This is a genomic window from Geobacillus sp. BMUD (assembly GCF_013096845.1).
In the GTDB taxonomy this organism is placed as follows: domain Bacteria; phylum Bacillota; class Bacilli; order Bacillales; family Anoxybacillaceae; genus Geobacillus; species Geobacillus vulcani.
Genome location: NZ_SDLA01000005.1, coordinates 120,739 through 143,335 on the forward strand (window position 1 = coordinate 120,739; position 22,597 = coordinate 143,335).

Here is a 22,597-nt window from a genome sequence, read left to right on the forward strand (position 1 = left end):
GGCACAAGGATGCCCAGAGAAATGGGAAGGTTCGTCATCATCAGTCATGCAGAGATCCAAGGTGCATCCATATGCCGTCTCAATAAAACCAAATTTGACCAGAGACGACTACGAAGCGTACCCGCATAATGTAATATATGCATATATTAGGGAAATGATATTGGGAGTTTCGGTGAAGAATACTTTTTGATATGCCTGAAACGGCTACAACCGTTGATATATCAACTTTAGAGGGAGGAAAGTAGTGGTTTGAAGATTGCGATTGATGGTAGAAAGTTAATAGGTAATAGGACTGGAATAGGAAACTATCTTTTGGGAATATTAGAAGAATTATTTCGTATAGATCAAAAAAATAAATATTACATTTTTGTAGATCAAAAACCAGAGATAAGATTTAATAATCCGAATGTAAAGTATATAAGAATATCAACTTTAAAGAACACAATAAAAAATGAAAAGATATATAGCTTTTTGTGGTTAAATTTATTTATAGTTCCTAGGTTATTAAGAGAAAAAATAGATATTTTTTGGGGTCCTAATTTTGTGAAACCACTTGTTTTTCCAAACAAAAGAACAATTGTAACAATCCATGATTTGGCTTTTATAAAAAATAAAGAGAATCACTCTACGATACATGCTTTTTATTTAAAGTATTATTTAAAATTTTTTGTTGATAAAAAATTAAATATTCTCACTGTCTCACATTATACAAAGTATGATATTATGAAAGAGTATAAAATTCCGGAAGATAACATAAATGTAACATACTGTGCTTTAAATCCTAATTTAAATATAAAATCTATAAGAAAACCTTCATTAAAATTACCAAAAGAGTATTGCTTGTTTGTAGGAACTTTAGAAAAGAGAAAGAATCTACAATTAATTCTTAAAGCAATATCTTATTCGATAAAAAATAACTTAAGCGTAATACCACTTGTTGTTGTAGGTGGCAAAGGTAATGGTTCGGAACAAATTCGCAAGTTAATAAAGGAGCTGAATATTGAAGAATATGTTTACTTTACGGGATATATTTCACAGGAAGAGTTGGCCTATATTTATGAAAATGCTCGATTATTTATATTCCCATCTTTATATGAAGGTTTTGGCATTCCGTTACTAGAAGCTATGAGGTATGGAGTTCCAATTATCACCTCAAAAACTACTTCATTACCAGAAGTTGCTCAAGATGCTGCAATGTTTGTAGATCCTTTTTCACCAAAAGAGTTGTCGTACGTGATTAATAAACTTTTATTAGATGACAATTTAAGAAGCACTTTGATCGAAAAGGGAAAAGATAGGTTGAAGTTCTTTTCGTGGAGAAAAAGTGCAGAAGTTTTCCTAAACGTAATAAAAAAAATGGAAGGTGAGCAAAAATAAAGAAGGTTCTATTTGTGAGTGCAGTCTTTCCGTATCCAAAAGATAATGGGAAGAAAATTATTATTTCATCAATGGTAGAGTATTTTATTGAAAAATATGGGCAGGAAAATGTGTACTATATTTATATTGGTAATGATCAAATATTAAATAATTCTTTACATTTACAAAATGTATATTTAATTTCAGATGTCAAACTAATGAAGAAGATATTTAATGTAATTTTTTATTCATTTTTCTTAAAGAAAAAAAGTATACAAGAATCTATGTTTTTTGATCGTAGAATACAACATATGGTTTCAAGAATTGTTGAAGAAAATAATATAGATATTGTCATTTATGATACAATTAGAATTTCACAAATGTTTGAAGATAATCCTAAAAATAATGAATTTGTATATTTAGATGACCTTTTTTCGGTCAGATATACAAAAATGCTAAATGTTCTAAAAGAATTTCCAGAAGCAGACATAAATCCATTGGGTAATTTCAAAAAGTTTGTACCTAAGGTAATAAGACCTCTTTTTAATTTGAAGATATTTACAAGATTGTTTCTGGAGTTTGAAAGAAAAATGATTTTTCACAGGGAAATTGAGACCGCGAGAACATTCAAGAATAATCTCTTGATCAGTTCTAAAGAAGTAAATATATTGACAGAAAGAAGTGGACAAAAAAATATTAAAGAGGTCCGGCCTTTTCTTAATATAAGTCAACAGTTTAACAGAACGTATCAAGGAAAACCTGAATATATATTTTTAGGATCACTAAATATCCCCCATAATGATTATTCTATATGTTATTTTATAGAAAAGAATATTGATGTTTTAATAAAAGAAATTCCAAACTTTAAATTAAAAATTATTGGGAAACATCCAAGTGATAAACTAATTTATTTGTGTAAAAAGTATGAATGTTATATCGAACTAAGTGGCTATGTCGAAAACCTCGAACAAGCTTTTAGTAGTGCATGTGCAATGATTATCCCACTTCAGTTTGGAAGTGGTGTCAAATTAAAAACGTTAGAAGCGCTCTCAAGAGGGCTACCAGTTATATCAACAAGTTATGGGATCGAAGGTATTTCTATAAAATCTAATGATATTATCGTGGATGACAATATATTTAATTTCCCTTTATATATGAAACAGCTAATATATTTGGATACTAATATGAAGTACTCATTAAAGGCATATAATTTTTATCAAAGTAATTATTCCAAAAGGATAGTATATGAGATGTACGATAAGGTATTTAATATTGAGGAGGTAAAATAAATTTGAAATTATTGGTTTTATCAGGCGGCTCTGGTAAACGCCTTTGGCCGTTATCGAACGATGCGCGCTCTAAGCAATTTTTAAAAGTGTTGGAAAATCAAAATGGTCAGTTGCAATCCATGGTCCAACGTGTATGGAGACAGTTAGGAAATGTCGGCTTGGCGGATTCTGCCGTCATTGCGACAAGCAAATCCCAAGTCGATATGATCCAAAGTCAATTGGGGCAAAGTGTTCCAATTATCATTGAACCGATGCGGCGTGATACGTTTCCGGCGATTGCGCTTGCATCGGCTTATTTATATAGCGTAGAAGGAATTGACTTAAACGAAGTCGTTGCCGTTTTGCCTGTTGATCCTTATGTAGAGGATCGCTTTTTTGATCGAGTGAAGGATTTAGAGGAAACGGTGTTGGTCAGCGGTGCCGATTTGGCGTTAATCGGCGTGGAGCCAACGTATCCATCAGCGAAGTACGGTTACATTGTTCCAACTTCTCAATCGAGCGATGGCGATTATTTACGAGTCAGCCATTTTACGGAGAAACCAACTGAAGACAAAGCAGCAGAGCTCATAAAACAAGGGGCACTTTGGAACTGTGGTGTGTTTGCGTTTAAGCTTGATTATCTTATTTCCTTGCTGCAAGAAAAGGGATTTTCTGTTCAATATGATGAGTTAGTCAAGCAGTATGATCGGTTGCCGAAAATTAGCTTTGACTATGAGGTGGTGGAAAAGACAGAACATATTGTCGTGTTGCCGTATGACGGGTATTGGAAAGACCTCGGTACGTGGAATACGTTAACGGAGGAAATGGCGACCAACCAAATTGGCAAAGGGATTGTTGTGGAGTCGGAGAACACCCACTTGGTTAATGAGTTTGACATTCCTGTTGCTGTGCTGGGAGTGTCCAACGCCATTATAGCGGTAAGCCCTGACGGAATTTTAGTCGCAGATAAAGCGAAAAGCCCAAAGATTAAAGACATTGTTAATGGGTTTGATCAACGCCCGATGTATGAAGAACGGCGCTGGGGTTGGTATCGGGTGTTGGATTATACGAGATTTGAAGACGGGCGAGAAGTTTTAACAAAACGAATCGGGATCGCGGCAGGGAAAAACTTAAGTTACCAAATGCATCGTTATCGCAGTGAAGTATGGACGATTATTCGCGGTGAAGGGGAATTTGCATTGAATGGTGAAATTCGCCCCGTGAAGCCGGGGGATGTGCTTGAAATTCCTGTCGGGGCGAAACATGGTATTAAGGCGATGACGGACTTAGAGTTGATTGAAGTGCAGACAGGAACACCATTAATCGAGGAAGATATTATTCGGGTTTATATGTCATGGGATGAGGTAGAGCAGTTTTGTCGTTATGCAAGGTAGTTTTTTCTAAAAAATTGTCGAAAATTGCTATATCTTAATTCCAAATTATGATAAAATAGAGAAGGAATTGACTGTAGTACTGTGAAATTCAACTTTCTGTTTTAATTTGGGAGTTCTGTACGGGGGAGTAGTTATGATTCGAGGGCGAGAACGTTTTTTGACAAAGGTTTATGTTTCGATGGATTTCGTCATCATCCAGTTGGCATTTATTTTATCATGGGTGATGAAGTTTCATCTATTTCACGATGGGATCAATGGCCATTTGCCATTGAAAAACTATTTGTTTTGGAGCCTTATTTATGGTGCCATTGCCATTGTAATAGGATATCTCATAGAATTGTATGGACCAAAACGTAAGGATAAGTTTTCTAATGAGTTAGCGAAAGTATTGCAAGTACATACATTGAGCATGTTCCTATTATTAAGCGTATTGTTTACCTCGAAAATAGTTGATATCTCACGATTATTTCTATTTTTGTATTTTATATGGAACGTTATGCTTATCTCGATATATCGCTATATAGTGAAGCAAAGCCTTCGTCAATTGAGAAAAAAAGGATATAATAAGCAATTTGTTCTAATTGTTGGGGCAGGATCGATCGGTAGAAAGTATTTTGAAAATCTCCAAATGCATCCGGAATACGGGCTTGAGGTCGTCGGGTTCTTGGACGACTTTCGGACAAAGCATGAGCCACGCTTTGCTCACTATAAACCTATTATTGGAAAAGTGTCGGATTTGGAACATATTTTGATCCACCAGTTAATTGATGAAGTCGTTGTGGCTTTACCGTTGCAAGCCTATCCAAAATATCGGGAGATTATATCGGTTTGCGAGAAAATGGGAGTACGTGCTTCTATTATTCCTGATTTTTATGATATCCTTCCAGCATCTCCCCATTTTGAAGTGTTTGGAGATTTGCCGATTATCAATGTGCGTGATGTACCATTGGATGAACTGCGAAATCGTCTTTTAAAAAGATTATTTGATGTTGTTTTTTCACTGCTGGCTATTATTTTAACGGCTCCGCTGATGATCGCAATTGCCATTGGAATCAAGCTAACTTCGCCAGGGCCAATTATTTTTAAGCAAGAGCGGGTTGGATTGAACAGAAGGACGTTTTATATGTATAAATTTCGTTCCATGAAGCATATGCCTCAGTCCGTTTCCGATACTCAATGGACAGTTGAAAACGATCCGCGTCGGACGAAATTTGGAGCGTTTTTGCGGAAAACGAGCTTAGACGAGCTGCCTCAGTTCTTCAATGTACTGAAAGGCGATATGAGTGTGGTTGGCCCACGGCCTGAACGTCCTTATTTTGTCGAAAAGTTTAAAGAAGAAATCCCAAAATATATGATAAAACATCATGTCCGTCCAGGGATCACAGGATGGGCTCAAGTATGTGGATTGCGTGGCGATACCTCGATACAGGCGAGGATTGAACATGATATTTTTTATATAGAGAACTGGAGTTTGTGGCTAGATATTAAAATTATTTTACGTACAATTACAAATGGTTTAGTGAATAAAAATGCTTATTAGATACTCATGATGAATGTAAAAACATCGAGCATTGCAACATCTATTAAAGGTGAAAGAAGCAAAGAGTTAGATTTTTTCGCTATCTTAAACATTCAACAAGCCTAGCACTTTTGCTGGAGATCTGGTAAACTCCATCGTAAGCTGAGTGTTGAAGAAAAGAATTAATTGGAAGTTTGAGGGGAATATCAAGGTATATCAGCGCTTTTTATTAAAAGTATTGAGTTCCTTAAGAAGTGAGTTGTGTTGAAAACTTTGCCAAAGGCGGGTTCCTTTGTTTATTGCGTTTATTCCCTTATTCATTCACTCTATCCATTCTTAAAGCTGATTTAGCGTTTGCAGATTCAATGGTAGAACTGGCATTTGTACAGTAAAAGATAAGTATGGTTATACGAGCAAGGAACGGATCGTTGTTGTAGTGGACAGAATTCCTCCTGCTGTTCAAATTGTAAATAGTGTTACTATATACATGCAACATGAAGAGTTAACCTCTTCGTTATCCTGCACACCCTAAGCGCTGCATCATTTCCTCCAAAGATCTTGTAGGCTCAACCTGCAAGCTGAGCCATGGGGGAGGAAGCTCGTTGCAGGAGAAGTCAAATGTTAATTTTTCAATGAGCATGTATATAGTAAATCTTAAAGTAATTACAGGGAGAGCGGAAGCGAACTCCAGGGTTATTGCATATGTATGAAACCAAAGAATCAGCAGCGCCAAAGCAGATAAGTATGGGAAAATATACGATTAAAATACTACTGAAAAAAGCAGGAACGTCCATTAAGGTAATTGCTGTTGACGGGGGATGGAAATAAGAGTGCTAGAAAAGTTGTAAAAGCGAAAAAGTAGGACTGGGCGTGTGCTTGTCATCCATCGAATGGCTCTGCGGAGAGAAATCTCTGCGGGGCTTTTCCTGCTTTTTAGTAAAGAAAAAGTGAAAATAGCTTTACCCTGAGATAGATGATATCTAGAAGGCCGGTGATGAAAGGAGTCAGTTGCCTCACCGCCTTGTTTCTCAAATGGAGAAACCTTATGACATCGGCTTTTCGTTTCATGTCATCCGCCGTGAGCTAGGGGCGATCGCTGTTTTTCACCAACCTTCTAGTCATCTGAAACCTTAATCAAAATTTCTTCTTTTTTCCGTTTTGTTTCGTTTCCAAAGATACGGACCAACGAAGAATAAACGCTCTTAGCCTGTTCGTTTTTAACCACTCTTTCCAAGTATTTCACTATCTTTTACTTATTGTCGGCATATAATAAGTGAATAAATTAAGAAAAAACTGATTATTACGAATAATAGATAATAAGTATATTAAACGTTTGCAATGAATGATACATGCCGACGGTTAGGTGAAAAGAACGGTGATCATTCATGAATAAGAAGAATCGTGAGTGGGTTGCCAACGTCTGAAATTGATCAAATCAAAAAATGGCATGGGACGAAAGGAGATAAAAAAGGGTGAAGGTGCTCGAGTACCGATTTGCCATTCCCCCATTTTTCATTTCATTGCTGCGAAATCGACGGAAGCAGGCCTGCATTTATGCGATGGCTATGCCAAGCAAACCGTACAGTTATGGATGAAAGATCCGGCTGTTGAAACCGGGAAGAGGCGGATTGGAGCGATACAATAGGAAGAATCGAACGATTACACAGTGAAAGAACCTGGTATGGTCAGTTGGAGGTTTGAGCGAGCGTTGCTTCCGGATGGACTCAAACAAGAATTGGGGGCAATGACGACGTTTCGCAGAGATCAAAACGAAGGTCCGTCCATTAATCCAAGGGCTCAGTCGATAGCCTTTAAGTTGAAGTGTTGACAGATACCGCTAAAGAAACGATGGAGAAAATGATCGCCGTTCCTAAGAAGGTTCAAAGGTCAAAAATAGTCATTTCGTCTCACTTCCTTGCGAAGAAAATCATGGTACAATCATGATGAAAGGTACAGCTAAGGAAACTTAGCGTCACAAAGCTACAGGGGCTAAGGGGAAACCTATGCCAGCCAGCTGCCATTACCAAAAAATAAAGGAGGAATTGGTAATGTTAAAGAAAGGATGGCCGATTTTGGTGGCGTCGATGCTCGTCGCCTCTCCGGCGTGGGCGGCCGCCAAGCCAGCAGGCAAAGCGCATGAGCGCGAAACGATGGTGAAGAAAGTAGAAATCGTCGTCAAGAAGAAGACGGAACAAAAGGAAGCAGAGGCGAAGAAAAAACAAGAATCGTCCAAGCAGCAAAAACTGCTTGCACAAAAGTTGGCGCAGTTAAATAAAAAAGTAAGCCAAATTGAAGAGCGGCTCAACAAAGTGACTGCTCGCATTCAAGCATTGAGCGAAGCGGAACCGGCAACGGACACGCAAACGACGCCTGCGGATCCGGCGTCAACGGGCGAGCCGTCCACTTCTCAACCGAGAGAGGCCACGGCGGCAACTGACGCTTCGAGCGGACAAGCCGTAGCGGCTAATGACGCTGCAGCTCCCGCTTCCAGCGGGCAAACGGTAACGGAGGCATCGTCTCCGACTTCTCCATCACCCGTTGATGAAGACCAAGCAGAACTCGATGAAGAAAAACAAGCGCAAATCGATGGCCTCATCGGCCAGCTCATTGCCCTGTCCAACCAGCTGCGGGCGGTGACGAATGAAATTCGCGCTCTTGAAAAGAAAGTCGGCGCCGACAACGCCGATATTCAGAAGGTAAAAGAAAAAGTGAAGGCGTTGAACGACCAAGTGCAAGCGAACAAAAGGGCGTTGCTCAATTTGCTATAGAAATGAGGAAGGGCGCCAGTGGAGGGCGCTCTTCGTTGTGTTGCAATGGTGACCTTCTTGCTTGGGTTGCTTCTTTTCCTGCTCTTTCAGAAAAGACAGTCCTTCAAGGCATATCTCTTTGCGAATAATAGATTATTTGAACAGCTTTTCTGCTTCCTTATCTACTCCTCTTAACGATGCGTGTCACTCCTTTAATGTCGTCTGTCATTCCTTATTTTTCTATCTTCCAACGGTTTTTTTGATGTGTTCTTGCCAATGTTGAGCTGTCAATCGCTCGTCGGACGGCGGTTTCAATGATAATATACAGCATGAATGTAGAAAAGAAGATTGAAAAGATCAACCATCCCTAAGAATAGGACATTGTGTTTCCCTCTATCTTCTTTCGATATTGTCTGTTTATTTCCTCTATTTCTTTTGTTTTTCCTATCAAAATTTTGTTGCTTTTATGGTAATGTAGAAGTGAAAGTGATTGAATCTGAGCAAGGGGGATGGGCATTGAAAAAACGGAAGAAATACGCGGCGGCGAGCATGGCGTTGGCGTTGGGGCTGCTGACTCCTTCGTTTGAGCCGGCGGCGGTGGGCGCGGAGGATCGGGATGTCGTCAAGCTGCGCATTTTGGAGACCACCGATGTACATATGAATCTCGTTAACTATGATTATTTCAAAGACAGCCCGACGAATGAATTCGGGTTGTCGAAGACGGCGCGATTGATCGAGCAGGCGCGCGCTGAGCAGCCGAATACGCTTCTGTTTGACAACGGGGATTTGATTCAAGGAACGCCGCTTGGCGACTATGTGGCGAAAGTGAAGCCGCTGCAAGATGGCGAAGTGCATCCAGCGGTGAAACTGCTGCATTTGTTGAAGTATGATGCAGCGACGGTGGGAAACCATGAGTTCAACTATGGCTTGGATTTCCTCAATGAGGTGTATGACGATGCCAAGCTGCCAATCGTCAATGCGAACGTGTACCGCGATGACCATGATCAAAATCCAGATAACGATGTCAACTATTTCACACCGTATCACATTTTCGCGAAAGAAGTCGTTGATGAAGACGGAGAGAAGCATACGCTGAAGATCGGCGTCATCGGCTTTGTGCCGCCGCAAATCATGGATTGGGACAAAGCCAATTTGCAAGGGAAAGTGATAGCGAAAGACATTGTGCAGTCGGCACAAAAATATATTCCAAAAATGAAAGCGGAAGGGGCCGATTTGATCGTCGTGCTGTCGCACTCGGGCATTGAAACCGGCGGAAACAGCTCGAATATGGAAAACGCCTCCTATTATTTGACGCAAATTCCGGGGGTCGACGCCGTGTTGACCGGCCACCAGCATAAAAAATTTCCGGCGCTTCCGGGAACGACGCCCGATTTTCCGGATGGGAACGGTATCAACAATGAAACAGGCACGATCAACGGCGTTCCGGTGACGATGCCGGGTTCGTGGGGCGATACGCTTGGGGTTATTGACTTGACGGTTGAGCAAGTCGATGGAAAATGGAAAGTGACGCAAGCGAAAGCCCAGCTTCGCCCGGTGTACGACAAGGCGACGAAAACGCCGTTGGTTGACAGCGACCCGGCCGTGGAGCAGGCGATCCAAACGGAACATGAAGCGACGATTCAGTACGTCCGCAGCCCGGTTGGAAAAACCACGAGCCCGATCAACAGCTATTTTGCGCTGATCAAAGACGATCCGTCCGTGCAAATGGTCACGAATGCGCAAAAATGGTATGTCGAAAAGATGTTGAAAGGGACGAAATATGAAGGCCTTCCGGTGCTGTCGGCCGGCGCTCCGTTCAAAGCCGGCGGGCGCGGTGGACCGAGCTATTACACGGATATTCCGGCAGGGGAAATCGCCATTAAAAACGTCGCCGATTTGTACTTGTATCCGAATACCGTGTATGCGCTCAAAATTACGGGAGCCGAGTTGAAAGAATGGCTTGAGTGGTCGGCAGGGCAATTCAACCAAATCGACCCGAACAAGACAGACGTTCAGCCGCTTGTGAACAACGACTTTCCGACGTACAACTTCGACATTATTGATGGCGTGACGTACGAGATCGATGTCACCGAGCCGGCGAAATACGACAAAAACCAAAATGTGATCAACCCGAACGCGAACCGCATTAAAAATTTGCGATTCCAAGGCAAGCCGGTGACGCCGAACATGGAGTTTATCGTTGCGACGAACAACTACCGGGCGACGACGAACCGGATCATCAATCCGGGCGGGAAAAACACGATTTTGGCCGCGCCGGATGAAAACCGGCAAGTCATCATCGATTACATTCGGGAAAACGGAACGATCAACCCGTCGGCGGATGGCAACTGGACCTTTGCGCCGGTGAAAGGGAAACAACCGGTGACCGTTTCTTTTGAATCGTCGCCGGAAGCGCAAAAATACTTGCCGCCAGACGGCAGCATCCGCTATGTCGCCAACTTGCCAAGCGGATTTGCCCAATATGAGTTTGCCTTGCCGCTTTGGAAGGAAGAAAAGCCCAATCCGCCAAAGCAGCCGGAAAAGCCAACCCCTCCTCGGGGGCACGTGAAAAAAGTCTACTGGGACGGCGTGGAGCTGAAAAAAGGGCAAATCGGCCGCTTGACGGTGCAAAAGCCAATCAATCTATGGAAACGGACGAAGGATGGGCGCCTTGTGTTCGTCCGCATCTTACAGCCTGGGGAAGTGTACCGCGTCTACGGGTATGACGCGCGCTTTGGCGGGCAGTACGCGGTCGGCGGCGGGTATTACGTGACCGACATCGATACGCACATCCGCTATGAAACGCCGTCAAAGGAGAAGTTGAAGTTGGTGAATGGGCAATAAAGTGAAATAGCTGTCTTAGCCGTCAGGGATGTATGCCTGCTTCGGCTAAAGGCGGCTTTTTTTTCGTGAAAATGCAGGACTGGCGCGAGATTTTCATCCCCGGGTGGAGGGCAGATCACACTGCCCATGGAACTTTTCCGTCATAGGATATATAGTAATAAATGCATACAGTCAGATAAACAGAGGAATATTCTGTGGATTTGCTCGATAAATTCTTGACTGACTCATAAAGTGAATTTTTGTGTGATCATGTACAATTAAAATGATATAATATATTTAAAAGTTCCTCTTTATCATCTCCCACCTCGAAGCGCAAGCGTAGGTGGGAGAGTGTTCAATGAAAGGAGCGAAGAAGCATGGATTTTGTGAGAGTAATAAAAAACAGCAATGATCTAGAAAAGTTCATAGATATACCTGAATCATTAAAAAATAGGAAAGTGGAAGTCATTATCCTTCCCTATGCGGACGAAGAAAATTCAGAACAATCAGAAAAGAGAAGCTTAAGAGGGGCTCTGTCAAAATACAGAAATGGGGGTTTGCAGGCTCAAGAAAGCGATGCCTGGTCTCAAGCTGTGGTGGATCAATATGAAAATCATTGATGCAAACATTATTCTAAGATACCTGCTTAATGATCATGATGATTTGTCGGCTAAAGCGGCAACGATGATTGAAAATAACAAGGTGTTATTGCTAAAGGAAGTGGTCGTTGAAGTTGTCTATGTTCTTGAAAAAGTGTACAATGTCACACATGCTGAGATCAGTGATACTCTTTTAGAACTGTTCAAATACGATAATATCGACGTGGATGATATCGAGGTATTAGAGGAAGCGCTCATTCTGTTTGGCAAAAGACGACTGGACTTTGTGGATACCCTTTTGTACGCCTACCATAAAGTGAAGGGATACGAGGTATATACTTTTGATAAGAAGCTGAACAAGGTGCTTGAGGAATAGGCATCATTATCTGCTTGTTACGTCCTGAAGATTGATCAGAGACCAGAGAGTTGCGTCGTTCTCTGTGTGTTCGCATTAGATTTAGTAACTTCTAGTCATCCGATTAGTGTACGCGTATGACGCGCGCTTCGGCGGGCAGTATGCGGTCGACGGCGGGTATTACGTGACCGACATCGACACGCACATCCGCTACGAAACACCGTCAAAGGAGAAGTTGAACTCACATTTCGCACCCTGAATAAAAATTCGAAATAAGCCCGATTTGACCGAATAAAATTAATTATTTTACAATTTTTTCATAAAAATTATTTTTATGCGAATATTTGGGTTATTTTTTGTATATTATCCAAAGGTTGCGAAATATGAGTTGAATTTGGTGAATGGGGAGTAAAAACAGAAAGCGAGGCAGTCCGAATCAATAGGGCAGCCTCGCTTTTTGCACGTTATTGTTCACCCGTGACCGTAACCGCCAACCCGTCCGCATCATAGGAAAGGGCAATCACAAGGCCGTCTTTGTGAAATGCGAGTGCAGGCGGGTAGCCTTGGCCAGAATCGGACTGTTCATACTGGTTTCCAAATAGCGTGATGAGCTGTTGTTTCAGATTGTTATAAATCGCTGTGAGCTGATCTTTTGTATACTCCTGGCCGGCATCGAACGAGTAGCCGTAGAAGGCAAGCTTTCCGTTCTCAAATCCATAGACGAGCAGCGTATGATATCCGAAAAGAGAAGTCGAATAGACCCAAGCTTGGCCGCCGTCTATATTTTCTTGTAGGATAAATTTTGCGGTTTCCAACTTCTTGACTTGAGAAGTGGACATGCCCAGTTTTACTCCTCGGAACAGCTGTTCCATTTTGACTTGATTGAGTTTTGCTTTGGACGGAGTTTCGTATTTTACCCGAGCATCGCGATCGACATAATATCCGCCTCCTAAACCTAACATGCCCGGTTTAAACGTGTAAATGCGGTAGGTTCCGCCGGTTTTTAACGTTCTGACGTAGACTTTCTTCTCGCCTTGCAACTTATAAAGCTCTGTGTCTTTTAAAATGGTTAATTTGCCGATTTGTCCCTGTACTAATTCCATGCCATTCCACCAAACTTTTGCTTGCGCATCGTGGGCGTGAAACGGTGACAGAAGGATTCCGGCGCTTAGCGCCGAGACGGCTAGAAATTTTTTTGTAATGTTCATAAAATCTGCTCCTCTCTCATGAAAATGGAAGAATAATGATGATTTATTTTAACCTATATTTTGCCCCTTAGCCAAGTCCGGTGAGAAGCTTGTTTGACGAAATGTTGACCTTTGCGCCACCAAAGCCCCCTCTTTTTCTTCGAAATCATTCTTTTTTCTCTTTTCTTTTGACGGAAAGACATCTATGATGAAAGAAAAAGAGAAAGGAAGGAGCGGGCGGAAGTGAGGAAATGGGTGCAGGCCGTGGCAATTGGAATGCTGTTGGCGGCGGTCGGATGGCTTTGGATGCCGAGCTCATCCATGGTCAAGGCGGGGGGATGCGGAGAACGTGTCGGCACGGAAAAAGTGTGGTGGGACGGTGCTGAACTGAAGCCCGGGCAAATCGGCCGGGTGACGGTGGCGGCGCCGACAGAGCTATGGTTGTCGAACAAAGCAGTGAAGACGCTGCCAAACGGTGGGGTGTACCGCGTGTACGCGTTGCGCGGCGGGGATTTCGATGTCGGCGGAGGATATGTGATTAAGAACGATGCCCGCGTCCGCTATGAAACGCCGTCAAGAGAGAAGTTGGCCGCTGCTTTATGCGTGCAGCAGGCGAAAACAAGCATGGCCGATGTCACGATGAACGGGGTGGCGATCGGCGACTCGCGCGCCAAGGTCGAAGCGATGTACGGCAAGGCGAAGCGGAAGACGAAAAACGCCTACGGCCTATATTGGGAGGCGTATGATCAGGGCGGTTACAAAAACTTTTTGATGGTGAGCTATGACCGTGATCGGGTGGCGGCGATGTACACGAACCAACCGATTGTCCAAACGAAAAAAGGAACGGGCATCGGAACGGCGAAAACGGTGGTGGAAGCGCGTTACGGCCAAGCGCTTGAGGTGATTCAAAAAAAGGATGGTTTTTACAGCATCCAAAATGATGAGTACGATACGTATTTTGTCGATGGCCGCTATGTCACGTTCTTTTATGACCGGTATAACAACAATCGGGTTGATGGCGTGCTGGTGGTGAATCGCGCACTGGAAGATAAAAAACCTGGATTTTATGGAATGCCGACGGAGGAGCTGCGCACAGCCTATGAATATCAAATTTTTGATCTGGCGAATGCAGCGCGCCGCTTGCACGGGCTTCCGGCGCTCGCGTGGGATGCGAAAGCGGCGGCGGTTGCCCGTGAACATAGCGAAGATATGGCGGTCCATCACTACTTCTCTCATACGAACTTGCAAGGATTGTCGCCGTTTGACCGCATGGAGCGCCATGGCATCGCTTATAGCGTGGCGGGAGAGAACATCGCCTACGGACAATACGATGCGATTTTTGTCCATGAAGCGTGGATGCACTCGCTCGGACATCGGCAAAATCTTTTATATCCGAACTTTACCCGCCTCGGTGTCGGGGTGGCGTTCAATTCATTCCATCAACCCTACTATTCTCAAGAATTTTACGCCCCGTAATGGCGCGGTTTGGCATCTCTAGAGAACGTTCCGGCGCCGCCGGGCGTTTTTTTTTTTGCAAAACAAATGGAAAATAATGCCCCTTTTTGTAGAAGTTTGTCGTATAATAGAATCGATTGCAACAAAATGATAGAAAGAGAGGAAAAGGGAACCAGTGAGAAAAGTGAAGAACATCATCCGCAGCGGGGTCGGGGCGGTGTTGGCGGCATGGACGGCGCTGCAAGCGACAGAAGTGGATGCCGCGGCGAATGTCGTCTACTGGGAAGGTATGCGCCTTTTGCAGGGGCAAATTGGAAAATTGGAGATCGTGAAACCGATTAATCTATGGAAACGAGAAAATGAGGCGTTGACGTTTGTTCGTGTGCTGCAGCCTGGAGAACAGTATCGGGTGTATTCGTACGATGAGGCGTTTGGCGGCCAGTACGGGGTTGGCGGTGGATATTACGTCACCAACATCAAAGGGCATGTCTTGTATAAAACGCCGTCGAAGGAGAAGCTCAAGCTTGTCAATCCGGGGCGGTACGGAGCGAAACAATTGGCTGTGGGCACAGTGGTGAAGGAGGCGTTGGCGCGCGTGGCGCCAGGGGTAGAAAAAGAAGAAATGGAAATTGTCGGCGTGCGCGGCAAGCAACACGTATACAAGCTTGACATCGATGCGTCGAATGAGAAGTTGGCCATCGAGACGGCGCTGTCCAATGATCAAGTGCTTGGCATTGAACCGGTGCTTCAGCAGGCCAAGCGCTATGATGGCCGCGACGGAATCGTGTTAGCGGCAGTGAATGGGGATTATTTCAAAGAGGACGGGTCACCGACCGATTTGATGGTGCACCGCGGGGAAATCGTGATGACGAATACGACGCCGGCGGCGGAACGGACGATTTTTGGCATCAGCGCTGATGGGAAGCCGATGATCGGCAATCCGGATGTCCAGATTCGAGTTCAAATGGGACAAGGAAGCCCTTATCCCATTGACGGCATCAATAAACCGCGGCGTGCTCATCAGTTGATTTTGTATACCCCGTATTTCGCTGCCTCCACGAAAACGAACGCTCTTGGGACGGAAGTCGTGTTGACGAACGTCCAAGGGGTGTTGAATGGGAATGGAACGGTCACTGCAACGGTGAAGAAGGTGGCTGTGAGTCAAGGAGATGAGCCGCTTCAGCCTGGGGAATTGGTGTTGTCGGGCCACGGACGGGCGAGCGACTATTTGCGGCAAGCGAAAGAGGGGGATACGGTGCAAATTTCCCTTCAGTATGACCAACCCGAATGGAGCGGGGTGAAAGAAGCGCTTGGCGGTCGATATCGATTGGTGGCAGGAGGACAAGTGCAGTCGTTTGCGATCGCCGGTGCTCATCCTCGCACCGCTGTCGGCATTGATCGGGATGGAAATGTCATGCTCGTTGTTGTCGATGGTCGTCAGCCTGCCCATAGTCAAGGCATGACTTTGAACGAGATGGCCAAGTTGATGGGTGAGCTTGGCGCAGTCGATGCGATGACGCTTGATGGCGGCGGATCTTCGACATTGGTCGTCCGTCAGCCAAACGGGCAGCTCAAAGTCGAAAACAAACCGTCTGATGGGTTCCCGCGGCCGGTGGCCAATGCGCTTCTTGTGGTGTACAAAGAGACGCAGGAGAACGGGGACAGCGAAGAAGTGCTTGATGATTTTGAAACGGAGTCGAAGTGGAAGGCAGCAGGCGTTAACGCTGTGGGGGCGGCGGTTGAGCGGACGATGGAGAAGGCGAAAGACGGAACGAAGGCGTTGAAAATTTCATACGATTTCCGCGGGATGCTGGGAACATCCGGCGTCTATGCTAGTCGGGAGGAAGCGATTTGGATTTCGAAACGGCCGCAAGCGATTGGCATGTGGGTGTATGGAGACGGAAGCGGCCATTGGCTGCGCGCCCAGCTGCAGGATGGAAGCGGACGGCGCTTTTGGATCGATTTTGCCCGTCATGTTGATTGGGTGGGGTGGAAATACGTGCAGGCCGCTGTGCCTAGCGATGTTGCGCTTCCGCTCATGTTGGAGACGCCGGTGCGCTATATGGAAACAGACGCAGGGCGGAAAAACGCCGGGGTGATTTACATCGACGGCCTTCGCGCCATTTTCCGCTGATGTGCTCGCCTCCCGTGCTTGCCTGGAAAGATGGCGAATGAACAAGGGATGTTGCTCGCCGATAAGGATTCCTATATAGACTTCCATGACGGAAAAATTTCGTCACCAACGGAAGGATGAAAATCCCCCTCTATATTTTGCACATTTTCGAATTCGGGTATTTTCAGGATGCAACGAAGACGTGGAACAGATCCTTGACGGAAAAGCGGTTGGTCCATGTTCGACTGTCGAAGCAAGCCTGTGGCTTGCTTCCATCACACCAAGGCGTGACGGAAGACCGAACCACCGCCTGCTTCACAGACCCATCGATGGGTCTGGAAGCGGCGTGGTTCGTTCTATATACAGTATACTCTATATTATGTAAAAAATGTAAATTATAGAACTTCAAATGGCATCTATATAAATCGGGCCATCCTTGCATGCTGTTCTTCTGGGCATTTGCATTTCTCTGAAAAGTATTGTATATATGTGGATAGGCAAACCGCAAGGGAGGCAAAAGCTTGACGATGGACGAACAAACGTTGTTGGAGCAGTTGCGGAAAAACCCGCCGAAGCTGGTCGGAGGATATAAAAAACAAGGATGGGCGATCAAGGTGTTGGAGAGAATCGCCAATCCGGATGTGGAAGAGGAAGGAGGCGACCGGGTGACAGCCAAAGCCGTGTTGCAAGCGCAAGACGGCACGTATTATCCGGCTTTTTTAACCATTGACCTCCATCAACAAGGGAGAGTTGTTGGCGTCTATTTCATCGCCGAAAACAAGGAACAGTTCGATTTGATTCCGTTCGAATGGGCGAAAGAGTTTCTTGGAAAGCCAGAGCAGGCCATCATTCCGTTTCGCTACCGGACGCTAAGCAAAATCGACGGGGATCAGCAGCAAACGAACTGGCCGCACTTTAGTTGATCAAGGCTGACTCTGACAGTCAATGGAAAGGTGACTGAAGAGTCAGCCTTATTTATCTTAATTAGGCGAGAAGACTCCTACTTCAACGAAGCGAAGCGGAGTAAGTGGGAGATGAATCGCCTTAACTATATTTTACTGAAAATAGTATATATTCAGTAAAATATAGTATCATATAGTTAGATGGGAGGTGAAAAAATGTATTTTTGTATCAAGCAACAGCTAAATGGTTTGACCAAAGAAGAATACTTGACTCTTAGAGAACTGTGCCATATTGCCAAGAACATGTACAACGTCGGATTGTACAATGTCAGACAATACTATTTTGAACACAAGGAATTTCTTAATTATGAGAAAAACTATCATCTTGCAAAAACTAACGAAAACTATAAGCTGTTAAACAGTAACATGGCACAGCAAATTTTAAAAAAGGTCAATGAAGCCTTTAAATCTTTCTTTGGTTTGATCAGTCTTGCCAAACAAGGAAAATATGACCACAAGGCTATCAGTATTCCAAAATATCTTAAAAAAGATGGCTTTCATTCACTGATCATTGGCCAGATTCGTATAGACGGCAACAAATTCACGATACCGTATTCTCGCCTATTTAAAAAGACTCACAAGCCTATCACGATAACGATTCCGCCTGTGTTGCTGGACAAAAAGATTAAGCAGATTGAAATCATTCCTAAGCATCATGCCAGGTTCTTTGAGATTCAGTACAAATATGAAATGCCTGAAGATCAAAGAGAATTAAATGACCAAAAAGCACTGGCAATTGATTTAGGATTAAACAATTTTGCCACTTGTGTCACATCAGACGGCAGATCATTCATCATTGATGGGCGGAGATTAAAAAGTATAAATCAATGGTTTAACAAAGAAAATGCCAGACTTCAAAGCATTAAAGATAAGCAAAAAATCAAAGGCACGACTCGTAAACAGGCGTTGCTTGCTATGAATCGCAATAATAAAGTGAATGATTATATCAACAAGACTTGCCGTTACATCATTAACTACTGTATTGAAAATCAAATTGGCAAACTTGTCATTGGCTATGCTGAAACATGGCAACGCAATATTAATCTAGGAAAAAAGACAAATCAAAACTTTGTCAATATTCCTCTCGGTAACATAAAAGAAAAACTAGAATATCTTTGTGAATTTTACGGCATTGAATTCTTTAAACAGGAAGAATCATATACGTCTCAAGCCAGCTTTTTTGACGGCGATGAGATTCCTGAATATAATGCCGACAATCCAAAAGAATATAAGTTCAGCGGCAAACGTATTAAGCGCGGCTTGTATCGAACAAAGTCTGGCAAACTAATTAATGCTGATGTCAATGGCGCATTAAACATCTTAAAGAAAAGTAAAGCTGTAGACCTGAGTGTCTTATGCTCTAGCGGCGAAGTGGACACGCCTCAAAGAATAAGGATTGCTTGAAGCAGTCAAACTTCTTTGGAAGCCTCCACTTCAAATTTTCGCTAGAAAATTAAGTGGGGGTAGTTCACGACGTGGATTTTGCCAATCCGCATATGATTGGAAACAACATCGTGATTGGGAAAGGAAATACGTTGGAAAACATTCATGAAGTATATCCCAATGGAGTGTTTGTGGAGTTTCATTTTACCGGGTTTGACGAGCAATATAATGGAATGGATTGGAAGAGTTTGCGTCTTGTTTTTGAACAAGATGGCGATACATGGCGGCTGGTTGGGATTGTTCACGATCAATGGACGATTTAAGTGCTTGCTTGCATTTTCGCTGGAAGAAACCATGCTGTTTTGTCTATAGAGCAGTGATAGAGGGGACATAGGGGCAAGTTGTCGATTTGCTTCATTATGGGGCAAAAGAGGCCGATGGCCCCTTTTGCTTTTTCGGTTCAGCTATATCGATGAATGGCATTGGCCAGCAATTGCGGCAGCGAGGCGAGATCGTTCGGCCCGTAGGTGAAGCGGACGAGCGTCTCGTCGATGTCGAGCGCCTCGGCGAGCAACCCGGCCAATCCGCGCGCTTTGCGGTCGATTTCCAAAATGGTTTCCACTCCGTGCTCGGACACAAAGAAGATGGCTTCCAATTCGTCAAGGCGGCCCCGAAACGCTCCGCTTACCGGGCGAAACTCGAACTCTTGGACAAACGGCAGCCGCCGCTGCCAATAGCGCGGTGCTTGTTCGCACTGCACATGGTGGAGGCGGAATCCCAGTTGACGGGCGGCTTCAAGAAACGCTGTGACGAGCGGATGCGGTTCGATGGTGAGGTAGTCCCGGTCTTGCGGATCAAGCGCCATTTGAATGTCCAGGCCGGTTTGCAGCCACACTTTGGAAGAGCCGAGCGTCACCGGTGTGTCATAGGGCAGGGTGAATCGGAACGGGATCGTTTTTGTTTCGTTCGGCCTGATCGTCACCGAGTCAGACACCTTGTGTCGGGCGAGCACAGCTTTTTCTTCGAATTTGTGATCGTCGACTTCGCGAATATACGTCGTCACTAAGGCTAGATCAATTTTATCAATGTGCTGTTCCACGCTGCCGCCGCGAATTTCGACTACTCCTTCGACTGTTTCCCCTTGAGCGTATTGCGCTTTGGCAAGCTTCGTGTCGACCGTGGCAGATCCGATGCCGATGGAACTTAACAGTTTTTTGAACAATGAGTTCGCCTCCCTGTCATCGATTTCAGTTGAGAATACGGAGCGTCCAGTCAAAAAGTTTCGTCCTTTCAAAAAAGAGGGAACGGCACCGTCCCTGCCTGTCCCTTTTGGCTTGACAACAGCCGATAAACAGCGGAAAGCGTCTTCTTGCCCCCGACCGTATGGTTTGGCAAACCCGTACAGCTCTTTAGCCAAGTTGGCCAGCGGCAAGGCGATGCCGCATTCGTCATGTTTGAAGGAGTTCCACTGTTTTGGAAAACAAAGCGGTTTTTGCTAAAATGGCGTATATGGATGAGAAGGGCGGGTCAGCAATGAAACGGGTCATTCCTGTCGTCGGAGCAGCCATCTGCAACGAGCAGGGGGACGTTTTATGCGCGCTGCGCGCACCGAATATGTCGTTGCCGAACGTCTGGGAGTTCCCCGGCGGCAAAGTGGAAGAAGGGGAGAGTCCGGCAGCGGCTTTAGTCCGGGAAATTCGCGAGGAGCTTGGCTGCACGATTTCCATCGGCAAACTGTTGGCGGATGTATGCCATGAATATGAACACGCCATCGTGCATTTGCGGACGTATGAAGCCCGCTTAGTCGATGGGGAACCGCGAGCTCGGGAGCATGCCGAGCTTCGGTGGGTGCCGCCCTCGCAGCTTCGTGACCTTAGATGGGCGCCGGCTGATCTTCCCACCGTTGAGGCACTGTTGGCAAAAGGCTGCCTATAGGAGAATGAGGCACTGAGCTGGGGGAGGTATTGGAGGCTGGTGATTTAATCGTGAATACGGCTTTACCATGTCATTTCTCAATTAGAAAAACCTTGTTGCATCGACCCTGCTTTTCGCCCATTCCCCCCATTGAGTAAGGGAATCAGCCGTTTTTCACCGCCCTCATTGATTCTAATGCAGGAAAACGGCTTTTCCCGTAGGAAGAGCCGTTTTTGATTTGTGTAACAATAGGAAATTGGTTCCAAAAGAAAAAGCCTGTCGGCGGTTGCTTTCATTGCATCCCCAACAGGCTTGTTTTCTTGCCCGCTGTCTAGCGAACGCGTGACGGTTCACTGGCGGTGGTGCACGCTTCCGCCAAAGCGAGGTCGGCGGCGGCATTCTCGGCAGTGACGATGCTGCGCGCACTTGGATCCTCAATCAAGCGGCAAAAGTCAAGAAAGCGCGCTTGGGCGATCGCTTCGTACCACCCGTGGCGGTCCGAGAGCACCACGGTGCGTTCGTACGGGATGCGCGGGGCGGCTGGCGATGCAGCGGGCGGCGCCAGGCGGTCGGCGGTGCACCGCATTTGTTCGATGGCATCTGCGGATGGGTGCTTCGGAATGGCATCAAACAAGGCGTTGATATAGGTTGCCTCATCGATTGAGACGAGGCCGGATACGGATAGCCGCATCGGGATCCAGCCGTCAAGCACGATGCGCCCGCGTGCCGTATGAATGTCCCAGTGCGTCGATTCCGAAGCGGCAGGGTCCATCGTAAAGCCGTGGTAATAATGGACGGGGACGCGTCGTCCGTTGCCTTCATGAATGACCGTGGCACCGACGCGCGGCCGTGTGCCGTCTGTTTCCCCCAACGCGAATCCGTGCGCGGAAGCCGCTTCGCCAAACCAATCGCGGCCGACTTCAAAAAAGTGGACGCCGTGCTCGATCAGGATGCCTCCGCTTCGCTGTTCGTCCCAAAACCAATGGCCTTCCGCAACGCGATGGGCGGCGTTGTGAAGGCTTGCGTAGTCCACTGGGCCAAGAAGCGCGCGGTGGATGAGTTGCTTGACGGCTTCCGCGAGCGGGTGGTAGCGAAGAACGAGATTGACCGCCAATGCCCGGTTTTGGCGGGCGGCGAGCTGGATGTTTGCCCGCAGCGCCTCGGCGGTGAGGCCGCCTGGCTTTTCAAGCAGCACATGTTTTCCTTCCTCAAGCGCCCGCTTGGCAAGCGGGGTGTGCAAATGCGGCGGGGTGGTGAGAATGACGATATCAACGTGTGGGTCAACGATCAATTCTTCAGCTTCGCGGTATTCACGCACGTCGCCCGCCTGCGGCTGACGGCGGCGATAGGCGTCGATGACGCGCTGGCGTTTTTCGTCCGTCCGCCCAGCGACAGCGAAGAGATGAAAGGAAGGAAGCGGAGCAAGAGCGCCGGCGAGAAACTCAGCGAATGCGCCGGCACCGGCAATGCCAACATGGTAACGGAAAGATGATGAAGAAATCATGGCGTATTCTCCTCCTCC

Annotated in this window: 18 protein-coding genes and 1 riboswitch; of the genes, 15 read left to right on the forward strand and 3 right to left on the reverse strand. The window is 45.4% G+C overall.

Translation table 11 applies throughout. The features are described from left to right. Positions 1-249: 249 nt before the first annotated feature. The 9 genes from ETC05_RS08220 to ETC05_RS08260 all read left to right on the forward strand — a co-directional run bounded on the left by ETC05_RS08220 (position 250) and on the right by ETC05_RS08260 (position 12,082). Positions 250-1,377: a glycosyltransferase family 4 protein gene (locus ETC05_RS08220; protein WP_171660807.1), complete on the forward strand. Its 1,128-nt coding sequence runs from the start codon at positions 250-252 to the stop codon at positions 1,375-1,377. Between the two features lie 14 nt (positions 1,378-1,391). Continuing rightward, positions 1,392-2,645 carry a glycosyltransferase family 4 protein gene (locus tag ETC05_RS18210; RefSeq protein WP_171660808.1) on the forward strand — a complete coding sequence of 418 codons (1,254 nt, stop codon included), beginning with the start codon at positions 1,392-1,394 and terminating at the stop codon, positions 2,643-2,645. A gap of 2 nt (positions 2,646-2,647) precedes the next feature. Then, positions 2,648-4,018, forward strand: a complete 1,371-nt coding sequence (locus ETC05_RS08230) for a sugar phosphate nucleotidyltransferase (protein ID WP_171660809.1) — start codon at positions 2,648-2,650, stop codon at positions 4,016-4,018. 133 nt (positions 4,019-4,151) lie between these two features. Then, positions 4,152-5,558: an undecaprenyl-phosphate glucose phosphotransferase gene (locus ETC05_RS08235; RefSeq protein WP_171660810.1), complete on the forward strand. Its 1,407-nt coding sequence runs from the start codon at positions 4,152-4,154 to the stop codon at positions 5,556-5,558. Between the two features lie 681 nt (positions 5,559-6,239). After that, positions 6,240-6,365: a hypothetical protein gene (locus ETC05_RS18080; RefSeq protein WP_256371112.1), complete on the forward strand. Its 126-nt coding sequence runs from the start codon at positions 6,240-6,242 to the stop codon at positions 6,363-6,365. A gap of 1,111 nt (positions 6,366-7,476) precedes the next feature. Then, a riboswitch (cyclic di-GMP riboswitch) is annotated at positions 7,477-7,559 on the forward strand. A 26-nt stretch (positions 7,560-7,585) separates the two neighbouring features. Beyond that, positions 7,586-8,305: a hypothetical protein gene (locus ETC05_RS08245; RefSeq protein ID WP_171660811.1), complete on the forward strand. Its 720-nt coding sequence runs from the start codon at positions 7,586-7,588 to the stop codon at positions 8,303-8,305. Between the two features lie 495 nt (positions 8,306-8,800). Then, the gene (locus ETC05_RS08250) at positions 8,801-11,128 is read left to right on the forward strand and encodes a bifunctional 2',3'-cyclic-nucleotide 2'-phosphodiesterase/3'-nucleotidase (RefSeq protein ID WP_171660812.1); all 2,328 of its coding nucleotides are present in this window, start codon (positions 8,801-8,803) and stop codon (positions 11,126-11,128) included. Positions 11,129-11,484: 356 nt separating this feature from the next. After that, positions 11,485-11,727, forward strand: a complete 243-nt coding sequence (locus tag ETC05_RS08255) for a hypothetical protein (protein ID WP_031406933.1) — start codon at positions 11,485-11,487, stop codon at positions 11,725-11,727. Further along, positions 11,714-12,082 (forward strand): type II toxin-antitoxin system VapC family toxin, encoded by a 369-nt coding sequence (locus ETC05_RS08260; protein WP_031406934.1) that lies wholly within the window; start codon positions 11,714-11,716, stop codon positions 12,080-12,082. The genes ETC05_RS08255 and ETC05_RS08260 overlap by 14 nt, the downstream gene beginning before the upstream one ends. Before the next feature lie 443 nt (positions 12,083-12,525). Here ETC05_RS08260 and ETC05_RS08265 read toward each other — a convergent pair whose 3' ends face one another. After that, the gene (locus tag ETC05_RS08265; RefSeq protein ID WP_031406936.1) at positions 12,526-13,269 is read right to left on the reverse strand and encodes a hypothetical protein; all 744 of its coding nucleotides are present in this window, start codon (positions 13,267-13,269) and stop codon (positions 12,526-12,528) included. A 222-nt stretch (positions 13,270-13,491) separates the two neighbouring features. Between ETC05_RS08265 and ETC05_RS08270 the strand changes: the two genes are divergently transcribed. The 5 genes from ETC05_RS08270 (at position 13,492) to ETC05_RS08290 (ending at position 19,484) form a co-directional block, all read left to right on the forward strand. Next, positions 13,492-14,724, forward strand: a complete 1,233-nt coding sequence (locus ETC05_RS08270; RefSeq protein ID WP_171660813.1) for a CAP domain-containing protein — start codon at positions 13,492-13,494, stop codon at positions 14,722-14,724. Positions 14,725-14,878: 154 nt separating this feature from the next. Beyond that, positions 14,879-16,837, forward strand: a complete 1,959-nt coding sequence (locus ETC05_RS08275) for a phosphodiester glycosidase family protein (protein ID WP_031406940.1) — start codon at positions 14,879-14,881, stop codon at positions 16,835-16,837. 500 nt (positions 16,838-17,337) lie between these two features. Then, entirely contained in the window at positions 17,338-17,739 is a 402-nt protein-coding gene (locus ETC05_RS08280; RefSeq protein WP_171660814.1) for a hypothetical protein, read from the forward strand. Positions 17,740-17,934: 195 nt separating this feature from the next. Beyond that, positions 17,935-19,182 carry an RNA-guided endonuclease InsQ/TnpB family protein gene (locus tag ETC05_RS08285; RefSeq protein WP_171660815.1) on the forward strand — a complete coding sequence of 416 codons (1,248 nt, stop codon included), beginning with the start codon at positions 17,935-17,937 and terminating at the stop codon, positions 19,180-19,182. Between the two features lie 71 nt (positions 19,183-19,253). Continuing rightward, complete coding sequence (locus ETC05_RS08290) at positions 19,254-19,484, forward strand: hypothetical protein (RefSeq protein WP_031405848.1); 231 nt, start codon at positions 19,254-19,256, stop codon at positions 19,482-19,484. A 137-nt stretch (positions 19,485-19,621) separates the two neighbouring features. Here ETC05_RS08290 and ETC05_RS08295 read toward each other — a convergent pair whose 3' ends face one another. Further along, on the reverse strand, positions 19,622-20,383 hold the full coding sequence (locus tag ETC05_RS08295) for a sporulation protein (protein WP_031405846.1): 762 nt from the start codon (positions 20,381-20,383) through the stop codon (positions 19,622-19,624). Positions 20,384-20,694: 311 nt separating this feature from the next. Here ETC05_RS08295 and ETC05_RS08300 point away from each other — a divergent pair, with 311 nt between their 5' ends. Beyond that, positions 20,695-21,096 carry a (deoxy)nucleoside triphosphate pyrophosphohydrolase gene (locus tag ETC05_RS08300; RefSeq protein ID WP_031405844.1) on the forward strand — a complete coding sequence of 134 codons (402 nt, stop codon included), beginning with the start codon at positions 20,695-20,697 and terminating at the stop codon, positions 21,094-21,096. 310 nt (positions 21,097-21,406) lie between these two features. Here ETC05_RS08300 and ETC05_RS08305 read toward each other — a convergent pair whose 3' ends face one another. Next, a complete protein-coding gene (locus ETC05_RS08305) occupies positions 21,407-22,579 on the reverse strand; it encodes a Gfo/Idh/MocA family protein (protein ID WP_031405842.1) in 1,173 nt (390 codons plus the stop codon). Positions 22,580-22,597 lie beyond the last annotated feature (18 nt).